Origin of the sequence: Porcipelethomonas ammoniilytica, from assembly GCF_025567485.1 — a bacterium.
Taxonomy (GTDB): Bacteria; Bacillota; Clostridia; order Oscillospirales; family Ruminococcaceae; genus Porcipelethomonas; species Porcipelethomonas ammoniilytica.
In genome coordinates this window covers 74292-93830 of sequence record NZ_JAOQKH010000005.1, presented here as the reverse complement: position 1 = coordinate 93830, position 19539 = coordinate 74292, and the positions used below count along the sequence as shown (strand labels likewise).

General features: G+C 36.1%; 17 protein-coding genes. 6 read left to right on the top strand and 11 right to left on the bottom strand.

Annotated elements, in window-relative coordinates:
* Nucleotides 1-185 precede the first annotated feature (185 nt).
* Together OCV67_RS05615 and feoB are read left to right on the top strand one after the other, a co-directional pair.
* The gene (locus tag OCV67_RS05615; protein WP_147643007.1) at nt 186-428 is read left to right on the top strand and encodes a FeoA family protein; all 243 of its coding nucleotides are present in this window, start codon (nt 186-188) and stop codon (nt 426-428) included.
* Nucleotides 428-2446 carry a ferrous iron transport protein B gene (gene feoB, locus OCV67_RS05610; protein ID WP_147643006.1) on the top strand — a complete coding sequence of 673 codons (2019 nt, stop codon included), beginning with the start codon at nt 428-430 and terminating at the stop codon, nt 2444-2446. The genes OCV67_RS05615 and feoB overlap by 1 nt, the downstream gene beginning before the upstream one ends.
* Nucleotides 2447-2734: 288 nt before the next feature.
* Here feoB and rpsR read toward each other — a convergent pair whose 3' ends face one another.
* From rpsR to OCV67_RS05585, 5 genes are all read right to left on the bottom strand, one after another.
* Entirely contained in the window at nt 2735-2977 is a 243-nt protein-coding gene (gene rpsR, locus OCV67_RS05605) for a 30S ribosomal protein S18 (RefSeq protein WP_147643005.1), read from the bottom strand.
* Between the two features lie 31 nt (nt 2978-3008).
* Entirely contained in the window at nt 3009-3506 is a 498-nt protein-coding gene (locus tag OCV67_RS05600; protein ID WP_147643004.1) for a single-stranded DNA-binding protein, read from the bottom strand.
* 27 nt (nt 3507-3533) lie between these two features.
* A complete protein-coding gene (gene rpsF, locus OCV67_RS05595; protein WP_147643003.1) occupies nt 3534-3824 on the bottom strand; it encodes a 30S ribosomal protein S6 in 291 nt (96 codons plus the stop codon).
* A gap of 94 nt (nt 3825-3918) precedes the next feature.
* Nucleotides 3919-4797 (bottom strand): UTP--glucose-1-phosphate uridylyltransferase, encoded by an 879-nt coding sequence (locus OCV67_RS05590; RefSeq protein ID WP_147643002.1) that lies wholly within the window; start codon nt 4795-4797, stop codon nt 3919-3921.
* 15 nt (nt 4798-4812) lie between these two features.
* The gene (locus OCV67_RS05585; RefSeq protein WP_178085017.1) at nt 4813-5763 is read right to left on the bottom strand and encodes an RING finger protein; all 951 of its coding nucleotides are present in this window, start codon (nt 5761-5763) and stop codon (nt 4813-4815) included.
* Nucleotides 5764-5993: 230 nt separating this feature from the next.
* On the opposite strand from OCV67_RS05585, the gene prfB reads away from it, so the two are divergent.
* The 4 genes from prfB (at nt 5994) to OCV67_RS05565 (ending at nt 9862) form a co-directional block, all read left to right on the top strand.
* Nucleotides 5994-7115: a peptide chain release factor 2 gene (gene prfB / locus OCV67_RS05580; protein ID WP_147643000.1), complete on the top strand. Its 1122-nt coding sequence runs from the start codon at nt 5994-5996 to the stop codon at nt 7113-7115.
* A 245-nt stretch (nt 7116-7360) separates the two neighbouring features.
* Entirely contained in the window at nt 7361-7723 is a 363-nt protein-coding gene (locus OCV67_RS05575) for an ArsR/SmtB family transcription factor (RefSeq protein WP_337485103.1), read from the top strand.
* Nucleotides 7724-7759: 36 nt separating this feature from the next.
* Complete coding sequence (locus tag OCV67_RS05570; RefSeq protein ID WP_147642998.1) at nt 7760-7978, top strand: cation transporter; 219 nt, start codon at nt 7760-7762, stop codon at nt 7976-7978.
* 18 nt (nt 7979-7996) lie between these two features.
* Entirely contained in the window at nt 7997-9862 is a 1866-nt protein-coding gene (locus OCV67_RS05565) for a heavy metal translocating P-type ATPase (protein ID WP_147642997.1), read from the top strand.
* 184 nt (nt 9863-10046) lie between these two features.
* Here the strand turns inward: OCV67_RS05565 and OCV67_RS05560 are convergent, their stop codons facing one another.
* The 6 genes from OCV67_RS05560 to OCV67_RS05535 form a co-directional block, all read right to left on the bottom strand.
* On the bottom strand, nt 10047-11570 hold the full coding sequence (locus tag OCV67_RS05560; protein ID WP_147642996.1) for a nitrite/sulfite reductase: 1524 nt from the start codon (nt 11568-11570) through the stop codon (nt 10047-10049).
* An 83-nt stretch (nt 11571-11653) separates the two neighbouring features.
* Nucleotides 11654-13963: an ATP-dependent Clp protease ATP-binding subunit gene (locus tag OCV67_RS05555; protein ID WP_147642995.1), complete on the bottom strand. Its 2310-nt coding sequence runs from the start codon at nt 13961-13963 to the stop codon at nt 11654-11656.
* A 40-nt stretch (nt 13964-14003) separates the two neighbouring features.
* Nucleotides 14004-14885 (bottom strand): CvpA family protein, encoded by an 882-nt coding sequence (locus OCV67_RS05550; RefSeq protein ID WP_147642994.1) that lies wholly within the window; start codon nt 14883-14885, stop codon nt 14004-14006.
* Nucleotides 14886-14907: 22 nt separating this feature from the next.
* Nucleotides 14908-16083, bottom strand: coding sequence for a DUF5711 family protein (locus tag OCV67_RS05545; RefSeq protein ID WP_147642993.1), 1176 nt, complete (start codon nt 16081-16083; stop codon nt 14908-14910).
* A gap of 28 nt (nt 16084-16111) precedes the next feature.
* Nucleotides 16112-16846, bottom strand: a complete 735-nt coding sequence (truA, locus tag OCV67_RS05540) for a tRNA pseudouridine(38-40) synthase TruA (protein ID WP_147642992.1) — start codon at nt 16844-16846, stop codon at nt 16112-16114.
* Nucleotides 16833-19526: a YfhO family protein gene (locus OCV67_RS05535; protein WP_147642991.1), complete on the bottom strand. Its 2694-nt coding sequence runs from the start codon at nt 19524-19526 to the stop codon at nt 16833-16835. Before OCV67_RS05535 ends, truA begins: the two co-directional genes overlap by 14 nt.
* Nucleotides 19527-19539 lie beyond the last annotated feature (13 nt).

The following is a 19539-nucleotide window of genomic DNA, read 5'->3' as shown; positions in this document are numbered from 1 at the left end:
ATAACAATTTCTACAATTTGTCAAGTGAAATTTTTGTGAAAAATATATGTTTATTTTTTATTTTTTTATATTTTTTTGTCCAAAAATCATCATACTGTCTGAAATAAAAATATTATTTAACAATTGAAATATATTATTTTTTCAAAGCATAAAATAATGAAAAAGAATTTTTTCTGGAGGAACAGATGAATGAAACAACTCTTAACAATATCAAATGCGGTCATAGCGCCGAAGTTATCCGAACAAACCTCACAGGCGTTCTTAAACGCCGGTTGATTGACATGGGAATAACCCCCGGAATAATAATAAAAGTAATAAAAACAGCACCTTTGGGCGATCCCATAGAAATAAGACTTCGTGGCTATGAGTTGTCAATAAGACGCTCAGAAGCAAAAAAAATTATTGTAAAACCTGCGGAGGTATTATAATGTCCCGTAACCTTGCTTTAATCGGTAACCCAAATTGCGGTAAAACCACGCTCTTTAACTTACTTACCGGCAGTAATCAGTATGTAGGAAACTGGGCAGGAGTCACTGTTGAAAAAAAAGCAGGAAAACTTAAAAATACGGATTACAATATTATAGATTTACCCGGTATTTATTCCCTATCCCCTTATTCCTTGGAGGAAAAAATAACCCAGGAATTTCTTTTAAATGAAAAACCGGATTTAATTATAAATATAATAGACGGAACTAATTTCGAACGAAATATGTATCTTTCAGTTCAGCTAACAGAGTTAAATATTCCCATGATTATTGCAGTAAATATGATGGACGATGTAACCGCCTCCGGAATGAATATTGACTGCCGTTATCTTACCGAATTAACAGGAATACCTTTTATCCCCATTTCCGCTCGGAATGATGAAAATATTGATTGCATCATTAATGAAATACACCGTATGATCAACTGTGCCAGCAAGCCCATTGAAATAGACTATAACCGCACAACAAGAAATGCTCTTAATAAAGTTTATTCTGTAATTGTCAGCAAAAATAATCCGGAAGATAAGCCTTATCCATATTTTGCTTCTAAAATTCTTGAAGGCGATAAATCGTATGAAAAATACATAAATCTATCAGATAAACAAAAAACTGAAATTAATAATATCATTAATGAATATGAGTTACTTTCTCCCTATGCAGACAGAGAGTCACTTATAGCTGATTCAAGATATCAGTATATTGAAAACTTAGTCTCAAAAGCTGTTACAAAATCAAAAAGAAATGATAGAGTAACCTTATCAGATAAAATTGATCTTATAGTCACCAATAGATTCTTAGCTTATCCAATATTCTTTTTTATAATATTTTTTATGTTTACTATAACATTCGGTTCTGTCAGTAAATTTTTAAGTAATATAATAGAAATATTTTTTAAAAATCTAATAATTCCTTCTGTTTCATTCATACTGACAGCTGCCGGCGCTCCTGAATGGACCTTGCATCTAATAACCGACGGTATCATTGGCGGCACAAGCGGTATACTGGTCTTTCTTCCTCAAATTGCTATATTATTTTTATGCCTTTCAATACTGGAAGACAGCGGTTATATGGCACGTGCTGCATTTCTGACAGATAAATTTTTGAGAAAACTGGGACTATCAGGTAAATCTTTCATACCAATGCTTATGGGATTCGGCTGTACAACCCCCGCAGTAATGGCAGCAAGGACCCAGAAAAATATAAATGAAAGACGCATGACAATTATGCTTATCCCATTTATGTCATGCGGAGCTAAATTACCTATATATGCGCTTTTTGCAGGTGCATTTTTTAAATCCTATCAGGGACTTGCAGTTTTCAGCATGTATATTACCGGAATCATAATGGCTGCAATTATGGGTTTGATTTTCCGAAAAACCATATTCAAAAACAATAAGGCTTCTTTTGTTATGGAACTGCCTCCATACCGCCGTCCGCTGTTAAAATCTGTATTAAAAAATACTTGGGATAAAACTAAAGGTTTTATTGTAAAAGCAGGTACCGTTATTCTGTCATTGAGCGTGTTAATATGGATCCTTCAAAATTTTTCACCGTCACTCAAATTCGCAGAAAATAGTTCAGAAAGTATATTTGCCGCTTTAGGTTCTGTAATAGCGCCTTTTCTAAAGCCTCTTGGATTTGGAACGTGGCAGGCAGCAGTATCGCTTCTATCAGGAATAGCTGCTAAAGAAGCTGTTGTTTCAACTATGAGCATGCTTTACTCTACCGACAGTACGGCTGCTCTTACAACCATAATTTCTGAAGTATTTACACCTGTTTCCGCTTGTTCCTTTATGGTTTTCTCATTACTGTATATGCCGTGCATATCAGCTTTCGCAACTATAAAAAGAGAAACCGGAAGTATAAAATGGGCTCTGGGAATTGCAGTTATTCAAACCATAACCGCATATGCAGTTTCATTCATTGTATATCAAGCAGGAAATATTTTGATAAATATATAACAATAGGAGTATATTATGAATTTTATAAGTATATTAATTTCTTTAATATGTGTTATTTTTATAGCTTTTTGCTTGTACTATGTGATAAAAAACATCAAAAACCAATTACAGGGAAAAGGATGCGGAAAATGCAGTAATTGCCGCAGTAATTGCAATCAGAAAAATAAAATAACTTATAAAAAATGATTTATTACAGTCATTACATAGCTTATACCTTTGGCAGCCATGATTATGTATGTAAAAAGAAACAAAAAAGGAGAAGCTTAAATGCTTCTCCATGATTTTATATTATTCGCTTACGTATGGCAGAAGTGCAACATATCTTGCTCTCTTTATAGCCACTGTCAGCTGACGCTGATGATAAGCGCATGTACCGGTAACACGTCTTGGCAGAATCTTAGCTCTGTCAGTCATGCACTTTCTGAGTCTTGCGATATCCTTGTAATCAATTTCTTCAACTCTGTCAGCACAGAACATACAAACCTTTTTACGTGGTCTCTTTGCACCGCGAGAATTTCTTTCTCTTTCCATTACATTAGCCTCCTTTTAAATACAAAGTCAATTAAAACGGAACTTCTCCGTCACTGAGGATCTCTTCAAAGTCTCCCAAATCACCAAGCTGTATAGATTCTTCAACTGGCTGACTCTGCGGAGCTGCTGTCTGCTGAGAAACCGACTGCACATTAGGCTGCTGGAAATTGCTTACATTTCCTATTCCCGAAGCGTTTGCTGATGCCGACTTGCTTTCACCAAACGAAACATTATCCGCCTGAACGTCCATAGAATAATGCTTTACGCCGTTTGCATCAGTATAGTCATTATTTCTCAGACTTCCTTCAACAATAATCATCTTACCTTTGGAAAAATATCTGCTTACAAATTCAGCAGTCTGCCTCCATGCAGTAACACGAATAAAATCCGTCTGTCTTTCTCCGGTATCCTTGGATTTGTATCCCCTGTCAACCGCTACAGAAAAACGGCATGTTGAAATACCCGAAGGCGTTTGCCTGAGTTCAGGGTCAGCAGTAAGCCTGCCCATTATAATAACCTTGTTAAGCATTTGAAGTCCTCCCGTCTGGCTGAAAAATTACTTTACAGTAATCATTGAGCGCATAACACCGTCTGTGATTTTCAGTACTCTCTCAAATTCTGCCGGAAAATCCGGTTTTGATTCAAAAGTATAGAGTACATAATAGCCTTCAGTCTGATCGTCAATTTCATAAGCCAGCTTACGCTTGCCCCATTCATTAACTTCTTCAACTGTACCGTTGTTTTCAATAAGAGTTTTGAACTTTTCTACAAGACCCTTAACATTGTCTTCACCGACGCTAACGCTGAATACAACCATTGCTTCATACTTTTCGGATATTTTTGCCATGTAAATACACCTCCTTCTGGATTCCGCCCGTCATAATATACGAGCAAGGATAACAAGTTTATTATACTCCTTTTTTCAGCATTTGTCAAGAGTTTTACAAACTTTTTGCAATTTCTTTCAGATAACTGCGGAATTCCCCACCAATCTCAGGATGATTAATTCCAACTTCAACAGACGCTTTTAAAATTCCCAGCTTATTGCCCATATCATACCGAACGCCGGTAAAATCCACTCCTGCAAATCCCGAACGCTTTGCAAGAATTTTCATAGCGTCAGTAAGCTGAAGTTCATTGCCTGCACCATAAGAAATATTCTCCAGAATATCAAAAATTTCAGCAGGAAGCACACACCTTCCCAATATGGAATAGAGTGAATAAATCTGCTTTGGTCCGGGTTTTTCGATCATGTCGACTACTTTAAAAATATTATCTTTCAAGGGCTCTACTTTCATTGAGCTGTATTTTTGAATGTCCTGTGCTGAAACCTCTTTAATTCCTACAGCACCGCACATCCCGGTATCTTCATAAGCTCTTATAAGCTGACCGATACACGGATCTTCTCCGATTATTACATCATCCCCGTACAGTACTGCAAAAGGTTCATCTCCCACAAACTTTTTTGCCTGCAAAACCGCATGCCCCAGACCCTTCTGCTCCATTTGTCTTACATAAGTTATATTTGCAAGCTTAGTTACATCTACCACCTGTTCAAGCATTAAACGTTTACTTTCTCCGCCGGCAATAAGCTTGCTTTCAAGCTCCGGCATTCTGTCGAAATGATCTTCCATTTCAGATTTTCCTCGGCTTGTGATGATCAATATATCCTCAATACCGCTCTTTGCCGCTTCTTCAACAATATACTGAATAGCCGGTTTATCCACTATAGGAAACATTTCCTTAGGAATGGCTTTTGTAGCAGGCAGAACTCTTGTTCCCAATCCGGCAGCCGGAATAACAGCTTTTCTTATTTTCATTGTAATCCTCCAGTCTCATTTTAAATATATAAAACACAGGAAAGCAGCGGCAGTCAGCAAAAACTGAACACCGAATGCAATAACTATATTTAAAAAGCTTGTCCCGCCGGAAACTTTAATTTTTTGTACTGAATCATCTCCGGCAGTATTTTTTATAGTTTTAACTTTCCTGATCATATGACGATAGTAAAGCCAATTTGCAAACAGGCACAAAATAACTCTGAACGCCATAGTCATATAATTGGCAATAGTCACTATTATTTCAAATGAATCCGTATTTATATTAATAGAATACGGCAAATCATATGAAGTCCCAATAAGATACATAGAATATATCATGTAAGGTATTGATAAAAGAACTGTAACAATAATTGTTAAAATAGTCTCCGTCCACATTTTTCTGTTTGCAAAGAAAAACTGAGGAAAAAGAAGACATATTGCATTTAAGGAAATTTTCTTTCCTGTTTCTTTCATTCTTTTAAACAATGTAAGATAATAAAACTTATTCGTACCTATGAATTCAGCCGCCTCTGACAGCTTTATATCATCAAATTCTTCATCGGGATTCATTCCGCAATATTTATCATCGGGATTAAATCCCGCACCGTAAGGATTAAACCCCTGATTCATATTAGGCGCTGAACCGGAATAGCTTCCGTTTTGATCATTTTGCTGAAAATCCAGTCCGTCGACCATCGAAGCACCGCAGTTTTCGCAAATAATAGCATGCGGTTTGTTCACAGTTCCGCAGTGAGCGCATTTCTTACGTGAATTTTCATTATCTGCATACTCGCTATCAGACCAGCTTTTGCCTTGGTCATGAAGTCTTACATTAACACATTTACCCTCCTTCTGATAACATTCCCTGTGATAAGGAGTTCCGCACTCGGGGCATACGACTATATCGTCATTATCATTGAATTCATTTTCACATATTATGCATTTTGAACCTGTAAAATTTGACACTGATTTTTCCTCCCCATTTTTTATTCGACTATATTGTATATTATTATAACACATTTTTATTAATTTTCAAACACTTTCAAGAAAAAAACAAAAAAATTTGCAGTCGGGATAATTTTGTAGTATAATAAATAAGTAGAAAATGGAAAAAGGAGTTTAATGTAATATGTATTTACTGTAAAATAATTATATCTCTAAAAATTAAATAAATATATTATTATAAAGGAGTACTCATGATCTTATTAGATGAATTAAAAACTGAACTTTCCTCATATATTCCGGAAATCAAGGAATTATCAGATGTTCTTAACATTGAAAATTCCAAGGTAGAGCTTGAGGAGCTCAGAAACAAAGCCGCTGAACCCGGATTCTGGGACGATCTTGAAAAGTCTCAGCAGGTTCTTCAAAAGACAAAAGCAATCGAAAATAAAATTTCAAGCTTGGAATCACTGTCATCACAACTTGACGACCTCATAACTCTAACAGAACTTTCTATTGAAGAAGGCGATGAAAGCTCTGCCGAAGAAATTTCAGAGGGACTTGAAGATTTTAAGAAAAAACTTGAAAATCAGAAGCTTGCAACGCTTCTTACCGGCGAATATGACAGTAAAAACGCCATAATAACCTTCCATGCAGGCGCAGGCGGTACGGAAGCGCAGGACTGGGCGGAAATGCTTTACAGAATGTACAATAGATGGGCAGAATGCCATGATTTCAAAGTAAGTCTTCTTGATTATCTTGACGGAGACGAAGCCGGTATCAAAAGTGCGTCAATACTGGTTGAAGGAATCAATGCGTACGGTTTTCTTAAATCTGAAGCCGGCGTACACCGTCTTGTAAGGGTCTCTCCTTTCGATTCCTCGGGCAGACGCCACACTTCCTTTGCCGCTATTGAAATAATGCCTGAGATTGATGATACTATCGAAGTCGATATACGTCCTGAAGAAGTGAAAATGGACGTTTTCAGAGCAAGCGGCGCAGGCGGTCAGCATATCAATAAAACTTCATCAGCAGTACGTCTTACTCATATCCCTACTGGTATTGTCGTAGCCTGTCAGACCCAGAGGAGCCAGTTCCAGAATAAAGACTACGCTATGAAAATGCTTAAATCCAAGCTTATTGAAATTAAAGAAAGAGAACACCTTGAAAAAATTTCCGATATTAAAGGAGTTCAGAAGGAAATTGCTTGGGGCGCACAGATCCGTTCATATGTTTTTATGCCTTATACCATGGTCAAAGACCACCGAACCAATTTTGAAACCGGCAATATTAACGCTGTTATGGACGGCGATCTTGACGGATTTATTAACGCTTACTTAAAGTCACTTTCGCACGGTACGCTTGAATCAAAATAATTTATAAAGCGCAGAATATTTTCTGCGCTTTTATTATAACCTAATATTATTTATATATAATTCATTTTTAAATAATTGATATATTCAATTATTCTTACAAAAATCAGGAAGAAAAAACGGTAATAATATATTTAGATGGCAGGCCTATTTAAATAATTTATTTAATTTTATCATAAACATATTGACAATAAAAAAAATATATGTTAATATATGAACAGATATTCATATGAAAGGATGTTTATATGATGGAAAATGAAAAAAATATAGAAAAATGCGAATTCTTATGTATGCATGAAGACAATATAAAAATAGTTAAGGAAAGTATACCAAATGACGAGACCTTATATGATTTAGCTGAATTATTTAAGATTTTCGGAGATTCAACAAGAATAAAAATTCTATATGCGCTTTTTGAAGCTGAGCTTTGCGTTTGTGATATATCGCAGCTGCTGAATGTCAGCCAGACTGCTGTTTCACACCAGTTAAGAATTCTCAAAACTAATAAGCTTGTAAAATGCCGAAAGGAAGGCAAAAATGTTTTTTATTCCCTGGCTGACGATCATGTATGCAGTATCATCAATCAGGGATTAGAGCATATAAATGAATAAATTTTTAATGGTTCAAACCATAGAATGGAGATTATTATGAAAAAAGTATTTAAATTGGAAGACCTGGATTGTGCAAACTGTGCTGCAAAAATGGAAAATGCAATTTCTAAGATCGAAGGCGTTGAATCTGCAAATGTTAGCTTTATGACTCAAAAAATGACTATCTGCGCAGATGAAGAAAAATTTGATAAAATTATGAAACAAGCCGTAAAGATTTGCAAAAAAATTGAACCGGACTGTAAAATTATTTTTTAACAGTAATCGAGGTGTATTATGAGTAAAAAGCAAAAAAAAATGCTTGCAAGAATAATTATAAGCTTTATATTATTTCTGACAGTCGTATTTATCCCGATCAATAATAAGTATTTACAGCTTGTTGCCGCACTGATTCCTTTTCTTATAATCGGCTACGACATACTTTTAAAATCTGCAAGAAACATTCTTCACGGTCAGATTTTTGATGAAAATTTTTTAATGTCTATTGCAACAATAGGTTCTTTTGTACTGGGTTACTGCAACGGTACGGGAGATTACGATGAAGGTACTGCGGTAATGCTGTTCTATCAGATAGGAGAATTTTTTCAGAGCTATGCTGTAGGCAGTTCCAGAAAATCCATTGCCGCATTGATGGATATACGTCCTGATTTTGCAAACGTAGAAATAAACGGACAAATTATCTCAACTGCTCCTGAAGAAGTTGAGATCGGAAGCATTACGGTAATAAAGCCCGGCGAACGGATCCCTCTGGACGGTATTGTTGAAGAAGGAAACTCAAGTATTGATACCTCTGCTCTTACCGGAGAATCAATGCCAAGAGATGTGGCAGCCGGTGACGGCGTTATCAGCGGCTGCATCAATCTCAGCGGCATGCTTAAAGTCCGCACTACAAAACAATACGGCGAATCAACGGTTTCAAAAATTCTGGACTTAGTTGAAAATTCCAGCAGTAAAAAATCAAAAGCTGAAAATTTTATTACTAAATTCGCAAAATACTATACGCCTTGCGTTGTATTTGCGGCGCTTGCGTTAGCGCTTATCCCCTCTTTCATTACAGGCGAATGGGCTAAATGGATAAACAGAGCGCTGATATTCTTAGTTATTTCCTGCCCTTGCGCTCTTGTTATTTCAGTACCTCTGAGCTTTTTCGGAGGAATCGGAGGAGCTTCAAAATCCGGTATACTTGTAAAGGGCGGAAATTATCTTGAAATACTTTCAAAAGCAGAAACTGTTGTGTTTGACAAAACAGGAACACTGACAAAAGGCGTTTTTAAAGTGACTGCTGTTCATCCGGAAAAAATTTCTGAAAGTCAGCTTTTGGAGTATGCAGCTATGGCGGAAAGCTTTTCCAATCACCCTATTGCACAATCCATATGCGAAGCATACAGCTCTGATACTGACAGTTCATTAATTAAAAATTACGAGGAAATAGCAGGTCGTGGTATTAAATGCACAATAAACGGTAAGTTAATATGTATAGGCAATGATAAGCTGATGAACGATATTGGTGCAGACTGGCATTCATGTCATCATGTCGGCACTTCTGTTCATATTGCCGTAGATAATTTTTATGCAGGACATATAATTATTGCAGATGAGATCAAACCGGATTCTAAGCAGACTATCCAATCTCTCAAGAAAAACGGAATCAAAAAGACTGTTATGCTTACCGGAGACTCAGAAAAAGTCGGCAAACACATTGCCGAGGAATTGAAAATTGACGAAGTTTACTGCGGACTTCTTCCCGGTGATAAGGTTGACATGGTTGAAAAACTTCTGAATGAAACCTCTGAAAAAGGTAAGCTTATATTTGTCGGGGACGGTATTAACGATGCTCCGGTAATTTCAAGAGCGGATATTGGAATCGCCATGGGCGCAGGTTCAGACGCTGCCATTGAAGCCGCCGATATTGTTCTTATGAATGATAAGCCGTCAAAAATTTCTGATGCAATAAATATATCAAAGAAAACCCTCAAAATTGTATATCAAAATATAATTTTTGCACTTACAGTTAAAATTGTCATTTTAATTCTTGGTTCTGTTGGTTTGGCTAATATGTGGGCGGCTGTATTTGCCGATGTCGGCGTTTCAGTAATAGCCATACTCAACGCAATGAGATGTATGAAAATTAATAAAAATTAATATAATTAGCTCCTGTAAAAAACTGAATATTGAAAAAATAACTATACTCTGCTTTTTTACCGGAATATACAAAGACCATTTAAAGAGAAAAAAATCTTTAAATGGTTTTTATATTATTAAAAAAGAAAAATCATTCTATCTGGTAGATCCATTATTTAATTTGTTTATTTTTTATTTACCAAAATTATACATACTTATTTATAATTTCTCTTAAAACGCTTTCTTTTTCAGAGGCAAATTTTTCATAATCCATACCTGATTCTGTAACTGCTTTTCCAAGCTCAATTACAAATTCCGGTATATCATCAGATGCCATAACTCCCAGTTCTTCTCCGAAATTTTCATTACCTTGTTCATCATTTCCACTGATTGATACTGCAAAACCAGGCAGAGGCTTTTTATCAATCATTTTAACTTTTCCGTGAAATCCAATTTTGCCGATCTGATGAGTACCGCATGAAGATCTGCAGCCGCTTATGTGAAGTACCGGCAAAGCGTCAGCAGGAAAATTAAACGGCTTTACTTTTTCAATTATTTGTTTTAAAAGTTCTTGAGAATCACGCAGTCCCTGCTGGCATATAGACGCTCCAATACATGCAACAGATTCTTCAATATCCGTCTTAGCACTGCATTCTGTAGCTTTCAGTATCTCCTGTGCTTCCATACCGTCACAATTTATAATATAAATAGTCTCATCAGGCGATATACGCAGTGAAACATCAGGCATATCTCTTATTGTATTAAATAAGTCTTTTAAAATATTTACATTTAAAATTCCCCCGATCGGGTGAAATTTAACAGCATACAAGCCTTTCTGTTTCTGTTCTATAATACGTCTTGAATTGATTTCTGCTTTACAGCCGATTTTTGTCACCTTATTTTCTGTTATGTTACAGTCCAATCCGCCTTCATCTAAAGCTTTATGAAGCTCAATATTAAATTTCTCTGTAAACTCGTCGCCAAGTTCCTCTTGAATGTAACGGGTACGGGCCTTGGAACGAACCTCATAATTACCGTATTTGCAGAAAAAACTGATCATTGCTTTAACATAATAAAGAACCTGAGTTCCGTCTGTTTTTTCGGCGATTTTTACTCCCATACGTGGATTAGCTCCCATACCACCAGCACAATATACATCAAATTTACCGTCCGGACGAGATACAAATCCTAAATCACGAAAAGTTGCATGAACAGCATTTGCAGGGGAATTAGAAAAACAAACCTTCAGCTTTCTTGGCATTTTCACCGTTTCAATCTGACTTATAAGATAATCGGCAGCCTTCTGAGCATACGGAAAAACGTCAAAATTTTCATCCTTTTCCACTCCTGAAAGCGGTGATACCATAACATTTCTTGGGAAATCTCCCCCGCCGCCGATACAGTAAAATCCATTTTCTATAGCATCTGTAATAACGTCTGCAATAATATTAAATGGTAAATCATGCAGCTGAAAGGTCTGGCATGTAGTACAGTGAATATGATTTATATCATATTTTTCACACAAGTCAATAAGAGATTTAAAATTTTCCTTAGACAGTTGTCCGCCTGCCAAGCGAAGCCTTAGCATTCCTGATTTAGCTCCTCTCTGTGCATAGCTGCCAAACTTTCCGGAAAACGATTTATATTCTGCTACATTTATTTCCCCTTTGCTGAATTTTTCAGTTTTCTCACGAAATTCTTCTATCTGCTTTTTAAGCTGTTCATCCATAATATTTTACTCCTTATTCTAAAAAGCATCCTTATCACTATTTTTTAGAACCTGTTTTAATAAACAGGTTCTAAAAATAGTATTTACATATATTCAACTTTTATTTTGTCATTTTCAGCAGAAACACCTATACCCGCTATAGTTCCTGATTTTTCTATTATTATATCCGCAATCTTATTCTCTATTTCCTGTCTGATAACTCTTCTGATATCTCTCGCACCATAACTCTTTCCAAATGCCATTTTTGCAATCAGTTCAAGAGATTTTTCATCATATTTAAAAATAATATTTTTTTCTGCAAGCGGTTCTTTCATTTCGTCAAGCATCAGTCCTGCAATAGATGCAAAATTTTCCTGAGATAACGGTCTGAATACGACAATTTCATCAATTCTGCTTATAAATTCCGGTCTGAGAAAATCTCTTAAAGCTTTCATTGCTTTTTCCTTAGAAATTTCCTCGGCAGATTTATTAAATCCTAAACCTGTTGTTTTATCTGTAGAACCGGCATTAGATGTCATTACAATTATTGTATTTTCAAAATTTACCGTTCTTCCCTGTGCATCGTTGATTTTACCCTCATCAAGAATCTGAAGAAGAATATTCATAACGTCCGGGTGCGCTTTTTCTATCTCATCAAAAAGTACTACAGAATATGGCTGTCTTCTTACCTTTTCAGTAAGTTGGCCTGCTTCATCGTAACCTACATATCCGGGAGGTGAGCCGATCATTTTTGCAACAGAATGCTTCTCCATATACTCGGTCATATCAAGTCTGATCAGCGGTTCAGTAGAGTCAAAAAGTTCCCTGGATAAAACCTTTACCAGCTCTGTTTTTCCTACTCCGGTAGGACCTACAAAAATAAACGACGCCGGTCTTCTTCTCTTGTTAAGCTGAACTCTTGTACGCTTAATTGCCTCCGACAACAGCTTGACTGCTTCGTCCTGACCCACTATATGCTTCTTCAAATTATCTTCAAGCTTTGCCATTTTAGAAAATTCTGATTCAGCAATTTTAGATGACGGAATACCCGTCCACAGCTCAATAACCTTTGCAAGATCTGTTTCCTGTACCTGAATATTGGAAGTAACCTTTTCAAGTTCTTCCAATTCGGCTTTAACACGGATAATGTCACCCTTAACCTCTGCAAGCGCTTCATAGTTAGGCTCTTTTTCCTCCTCCATGGATTTTTCCATTTCAATCAGAGTTTTCAGTCTTTTTGATTCCTCGTCATGCTTTGCAAGCTCAGGAGTGCGTATACATGTACATGCGCAGCTTTCGTCAAGAAGATCTATCGCCTTATCCGGTAAAAATCTGTCCTGAATATATCTCTCAGACAGCACTGCACACATTCTTATAAGTTCATCGCTGATTTTTACCTTATGATAAGCTTCATAATATTTTTTTATTCCTTTTAACACTTCAACCGTATCGTCAACAGTAGGTTCATTTACAGTAACAGGCTGAAAACGTCTTTCAAGAGCACTGTCCTTTTCAATATATTTTCTGTATTCACCAAATGTCGTAGCGCCGATAACCTGTACCTCTCCGCGTGAAAGTGCAGGCTTTAAAATATTTGCCGCATTCATTGAACCCTCTGAATCACCTGTACCCACAAGATTATGAACCTCGTCAATAAAAAGAATAATATTCCCTTCGGATTTAACTTCATTTACCAGTCCCTTAACACGGCTCTCAAACTGTCCTCTGAACTGGGTTCCAGCAACAAGAGAAGTAAGATCCAGCAAATAAACCTTTTTATCTGTCAGATTAAAAGGTACGTTTCCCGAGACAATTCTCTGAGCTATTCCTTCGGCAATTGCAGTTTTACCAACGCCGGGTTCACCAATAAGACACGGATTATTTTTCTGTCTTCTTGAAAGGATTTGTACTACTCTTGAAATCTCCTTATCACGTCCTATAATGTTGTCAAGCTTGCCTTCTTCTGCACGCTGATTCAAATTAGTACAGTAATTATCCAGAAATTTAAGTTCTTTTTTCTTTTTGTTTTTTTCCGTATTTTTATTTGCTCTTGAATTTGCAGAACCGGACTTTTTCTCCGCCGGAGGATTTTTCCTATCGTTATTCTTTTCAGAAAGAACCGACTTTAGTCCGGTTAATCCTGCATTGTCCAACATATTCTGTATGTAAGGCGGCAATGTTTCTGCACCTCCCATTTCAAATCCGTCTCCGTCAAGAATTTCCATCATCTGATCAGACATCTGTTCAAGATCATCATCAGTTATTCCCATCTGTTCCATATATTCTGAAATCTGAGGAATATTGGATTCCTTGGCGCAAACCATACAAAGCCCCTCGTTCTTTTTTTCATTTCCCTGCATTGAAGTAATGAAAACAACTGCCGGTCTTTTTTTACATCTGCTGCATAATACCATAACATAAACACCTTTCTAAATTCTAAGTTCCTAAATATCTCTATAATAATTGATAAAAATATCTGAAAATTTTTGTTTTTTCAACTGCATTCATACTTATAAATGAATTGTCACTTTCAGAAATATTTATCATCATTTTTACAGCTACCGCTATTATCATAATTGCCGCTGCGGCCTCAATAATGCCTAAAATTCCGCCGGCAAATTTATCAAGCCTGTCAAATCCGTTTAACAATCCAAAATTAACAGTCCTGTTAATAACAATAGTTATAATCGTCATAAGAATAAAAAACACTATAAGAAAAACAGCTGCATTTATAATTCGCTTAGCAGGTTCTCTTATGTAATTTTCTTCAATAAATTCAGGTACCTCCTGAGGATGATTCATTAACATATCAATCATTGAATTAAAAAGCTTTTCATTATTACTTACATTTTTCGTAATTTCATTTACCACATAAGGCGGAAGATTGATTCCTATCTGATTGGCAAATGCTTCAGCAAAGCCGTTGATTATATCTGCATCGAATACGTCAGGTGAGCTGACAATATTACCTGCTTCACTGTTTGCATAATCATACAGCTTGTCAATACTGTTTCCGCTTTTTAAAATTGCTTCTATTTTTTCATTACTTAAGACTCCCGAAAGTTCATTACTCTCAATTATTGTTTTTATGACATCCTCGGGCTGATAATCTTCAAGAGCTTCCTCAACAGATTTTACATTATTTTTTATAAAAAATTTGTCATAAATAAAATCAGTGGTTTTACTGCCAATAAACAAAGCGGCAGCTATTGATGCCACACAGCCAAGCGCAGTAATTAAAATTTTTGAAAACCCTTTTCTGGCGCCGCTGAAAACAAAAAATATGATTACAACAACCGATATGATATCATATATCCACCAGAACTTTTCTCCCATGTTGTTCTAACACTCCGTTTCATTATCCTTTATATTCTATTCTGTCTATTCTGTCATATCCCAGAAGGAAGATATAATTATCAATCAATATAAACTTTTCATAAGCGCTTTCGGAACTTATATTTTTTTCTCCTCCGCCATTAAAATCGTATTTTATTATACCTTCTTTTGACAATATCAAAACCTGCCCGCCAGATATACGTATACAATTCGCACTGCTGTTTGAAAATTCATTTTGATTAGGTTCTCTTTTTTCACTGTCTATAGTAGTAAAATAATTCTGACGTTTAATTTCATTTTCAAAAAGCATTGCTATTTTACCGTCACGATAATCCCAGTCAACAAGACTGCTTGGATAATCATAAGAAGTTAAAAGCTCGCCATTATTACTATAATATGCACATTTGGTATCTCCAAGTACCAGTATACCGTTCCTGTCATAGTATGTTTTCAGGCACATTGTATTCAGTGCATCGGAAGTCCATTTATCTTTTTTAGAATCAAATGAAACTGATATGATCTTTGATATGATCTCGCCATCGGCAGCATCGCTTGTTGCAAGTATGCACCCTGTACCGTCTTCATTAAATGTCAGATCAATAACTCTTTCAACACAATTCCTGCTGTATATTTCTTCACCTGAATCGTCAAAAACCGTAAGCTTACATATATATGTATCCGATGTTGTTATTACAGCCACATTGCCATTTTCACTGATCCTGGCAAAAATAATATTCTGCTCCATCTTTTTAGTATAAAGATTTTTTCTTTTATTGTCAATCCTGAATTTATTTCCTCCGGACTCATATATCAGAGCCTTTTTTCCGGAGGTCTGAAGCATAGCATTTGCATACGCATGCTGACGTTCTTCATACAATTCTCCGTCTTCTGTGTAAATATAAATATAAGCGTCGCTTAAAATTGCCAGATAACCGTTTAGATTTCCGACCTGATAATCAATACCTCCGGAAATATTTAAAGGAAAATTTTCTCCCGACAGTTCCCCGCCGCTTGATTTTACACTTTGAAATCTACTGCCGATTCCTTCAAGCTTCGGAAACCATACGTCCCGTTTAACATACAAACCGAAAATAATTGAAGCCAACAAAATAAAAGCTATAAATTTAGCCATCTGTCTGCGGCGTTTTCTTCGTCGTCTCAGAATAACAATATCAACATCTTTTATATTTTTTTCCATCAACCATATGTCCCCTTAAATCGTTTGTTCAATAAAAAATTCTATTAAGATAAAGACCGTGAGGCTGTGCGGTTTTTCCTGCACGCTGTCTGTCGCCGGATTCCATAATACTTTCTATATCGTCAGTCCAGATCTTTTTTTCATTTACAGCTAAAAGAGTTCCTACCATGATCCTAATCATATTATACAGAAAACCATCGCCTTTTACAAGCATTTTCACCAATTCGCCATTAATTTCTACATCAAAATTATAAATTGTTCTAACTGTGCATTTATTTTCATTATATCCTGAGCAAAACGCCCGAAAATCATGAGTGCCGACAAATTTTCGGGCAGTTTTACGCATCAGTTCAATATCAACAGGTCTTCTGTAATGATAAGCCAGATCCGTCGTAAACGGATTTTTACTTTCGCTGTTATGAATCAAATAAACATATTCTTTTGCCTTACATGAAAATCTTGCATGAAAATCAAGCGGAACGTCCTCACAGGACAAAATTGAAATATCATCGGGAAGTCTGCCGTTTACTCCCCTTACAAAATTTCTTGGAGGTATTTTACTTTCCGTCAAAACCGAAAAGCAGTAATTATTGGCATGAACGCCCGTATCCGTTCTTGAACAGCCATTTATGATTACTCTTTCGTTCAGCACAGAGGAAACATGCTTTTGAACAACCTCTTGAACTGTCAGTGCATTATCCTGATACTGAAAACCATGATAATTAGTTCCCCTGTACGCCATAATTACTTTAAGATTCCGCATCGGACTTCTCCGTTTCACAATTTAAAGTCTTAACTTTTTTTCTGTATTTTTTCTCAAGAATCCAAATCGCTGCAAATACTATTACGGAACCGACAGTAATTGCAGCTCCGGCTGCAAATCCCGGCGGACAGTATTTAAATCTGATTTCATGACTACCGGCAGTAACAGGTACGCATACTACAGCATTTTTTAAAGGAGTTACCTCCGCTTCTTCTCCGTCAATATAAACCTTCCATCCTCCGTCATATGGAATAGAAGTGTAAAAAACACTGTCATTCTCAGCGGTAAACGTACCTTTGATTTCGGTATCGCTGTAATCGGAAACGGCAATTCCTCCCTTTGAAAGCTTTTCGATACCCTGTCTTAAAAGCTCTTCATTCGCCTGATAAACAAGAACTTTTCCACTGCCGCTTTTCTCTTTTTCAACATTAGAATATAAAGTAATTACATCTCCGGCTTTGAAATTTCCCAGAGCCGCTACATTTTTATACTTTTGATTGCCGAAGCTGTGAACAGTTACGCCGTCCTTTTTAACTTGAAAACCATTGGTATTATCAAAGAAAAATACTGCATATACAGGTCCGTCATCAGGTACCGTATAATTATATTTGACATAACAGTCATCACTTCCGTCTTCCGGTTTATTATATTGATAGCTGTAATTTCCAACAGACTGCTTAACAACATTAAGTCCCTTATGCCCCACATCCTTTATAGACACTGCCGTAAAGACATTTTCATCAAGACCTGTTGCCAGTCTGAATAATTCATTCTGATTTTCAACCTGTTCCTTTGACTCGCCAATATAATTCATTATTGATTTATCCGCCGCAAAGCCTATCGGCAAATAAGCATTATTTTTATAAAGCTTAACAGTACCTTCGCTTGAAACCTCATCAAGATATGTTTCGTCTCCGGAATAGCCGTCATGCGCCATAAGATATTTAATATTCAAAAACGCATTGATAATCGGAGTGGACTGAGTATAATAATATCTGTTTCCGGCAGCCGACGCCATGAGTCCGAGACTTTCAAGATATCTTGTAACGCTTACGTTAGCAGTCGAAGAAAACTGTGAAACGCCCTTGAATCCGTAAAGAGCCGGATCATTTATCGTATAGGTTGAAGTCAGCTCCGTACGGTAAAAATCACCGTCATTTCTTTCAGTATAATCAATTAATGCTTGAATTTCCTCATTATTTTTAGGATAAATACTATACGTAGTAGTAGTAACAGTTGACACTCCGTTATATGCATTGATTCCCATTTCTACCGTGCATACCGCACATATCAGATATCTCATGATATTTTTATTTATAATTTTTCTTTCGTAAATAAACATTACAGCAGTATAAACAAAACATGTAATAATACTGTAAATCAACGCTTTTTCAGTCTGATCTCTGTAAGCTACAAGTGCGATTATAAATGTCATAGCCGAAAGCGCCAGAATATCAAAAATTTGTATATCTTCCGTTATTACTGTAAACGCTCTGTATGCCGCCGCCACAAGTATAAATGAAAAAATAAATGAAAATCTATAAGGAATCATATTGGTAAAGTGAAATCCATGCCAGATGTAATTCAATATATTCATATTACAGCTTACAATTATAAATGAAAGATATAAAACTGTTATAATTTTTTCTCTTATTTTTATTTTCTTGTTTATTAAAAATACTCCAAGCAGAATTACTGCAAACATTCCGCAGTAAAAATTCGGCAGACCTTCCTTTGCAGTAGGTTCATGATACCCTATTACATTTGAAATCATTTTCAGCCACGGTTCATAAAAAGATATCATTTGAGGAAATTGATTGTCAACGCTGTTAGTAAGCTGAAGCGCTAGATAAGCAGGAATAAGAATAAAAGCGCCCATTCCGAGTCCGATTACCGTTGCTCCGGCTATCTGACCAAGACGTATAAAAGTACCTTTTATTCCCTGCCACTTTATAATTGATGCCGCCGCAAAAACCATAACGGTAAAAATACATGTAAAAAGTCCGATATAAAAATTAGCAATAAGTGACAGTGCAAGGGAAACAGCATATAGCTTATATTTTCCTTCTCTTACAATTAAAATCGTACCCAATACTACAAGCGGCAGTAACGCTACGGTATCTATCCAGATAAGATTCCAGTAATATCCCATTATATAGCTGCATAATGCATATAATAATGAAAATCCAACAATCGAAATATCATTTCTTTTAAAAGTATGCTTTAAAAAAATTGCAAAAAATAATCCTGCACAGCCGATCTTAATAGTAAGGAAAAGAGTCATAGCGTCTCTTGAATATTCCATCGGAAAAAATACTGCCAAAAGATTCAGTGGACTTGCCGCATAATAGGACATTACAGAAAGGAAATTTGTTCCCATACCGGTATTCCATGAATACAGTAATGATGAAAGGTTTTGCAGCTTATCATGTTCTTCCTTAAAAAACGGAAAATACTGATGCCAGAGATCTGTTACAAGAATCTGTTTATCCCCGAACGGATGCACTTCAAAATGTGAAAACATTATCCAAATCAAAATAAACGGAATCAGAAATGAAAGTATCAGAAAAACTCTTGTTTCACCTTTTTTATTATATAATAATATATCAGTAAACCTGTGTTTTCTGCCGGCAGAAAATTTATTCTGCCCCTTCTGAACAGGCGTCTTTTTGTTATCCATCGTTTTTTACCCT

Coding starts and splice junctions, on each gene's coding strand:
- feoB (WP_147643006.1), top strand. CDS start 428: ATGTCCCGTAACCTTGCTTTAATCGGTAACCCAAATTGCGGTAAAACC.
- OCV67_RS05545 (WP_147642993.1), bottom strand. CDS start 16,083: ATGGAAAAAAATATAAAAGATGTTGATATTGTTATTCTGAGACGACGA.
- prfB (WP_147643000.1), top strand. CDS start 5,994: ATGATCTTATTAGATGAATTAAAAACTGAACTTTCCTCATATATTCCG.
- OCV67_RS05555 (WP_147642995.1), bottom strand. CDS start 13,963: ATGGTATTATGCAGCAGATGTAAAAAAAGACCGGCAGTTGTTTTCATT.
- rpsR (WP_147643005.1), bottom strand. CDS start 2,977: ATGGAAAGAGAAAGAAATTCTCGCGGTGCAAAGAGACCACGTAAAAAG.
- OCV67_RS05565 (WP_147642997.1), top strand. CDS start 7,997: ATGAGTAAAAAGCAAAAAAAAATGCTTGCAAGAATAATTATAAGCTTT.
- OCV67_RS05550 (WP_147642994.1), bottom strand. CDS start 14,885: ATGGGAGAAAAGTTCTGGTGGATATATGATATCATATCGGTTGTTGTA.
- OCV67_RS05600 (WP_147643004.1), bottom strand. CDS start 3,506: ATGCTTAACAAGGTTATTATAATGGGCAGGCTTACTGCTGACCCTGAA.
- rpsF (WP_147643003.1), bottom strand. CDS start 3,824: ATGGCAAAAATATCCGAAAAGTATGAAGCAATGGTTGTATTCAGCGTT.
- OCV67_RS05590 (WP_147643002.1), bottom strand. CDS start 4,797: ATGAAAATAAGAAAAGCTGTTATTCCGGCTGCCGGATTGGGAACAAGA.
- OCV67_RS05570 (WP_147642998.1), top strand. CDS start 7,760: ATGAAAAAAGTATTTAAATTGGAAGACCTGGATTGTGCAAACTGTGCT.
- truA (WP_147642992.1), bottom strand. CDS start 16,846: ATGCGGAATCTTAAAGTAATTATGGCGTACAGGGGAACTAATTATCAT.
- OCV67_RS05535 (WP_147642991.1), bottom strand. CDS start 19,526: ATGGATAACAAAAAGACGCCTGTTCAGAAGGGGCAGAATAAATTTTCT.
- OCV67_RS05615 (WP_147643007.1), top strand. CDS start 186: ATGAATGAAACAACTCTTAACAATATCAAATGCGGTCATAGCGCCGAA.
- OCV67_RS05575 (WP_337485103.1), top strand. CDS start 7,361: ATGGAAAATGAAAAAAATATAGAAAAATGCGAATTCTTATGTATGCAT.
- OCV67_RS05560 (WP_147642996.1), bottom strand. CDS start 11,570: ATGGATGAACAGCTTAAAAAGCAGATAGAAGAATTTCGTGAGAAAACT.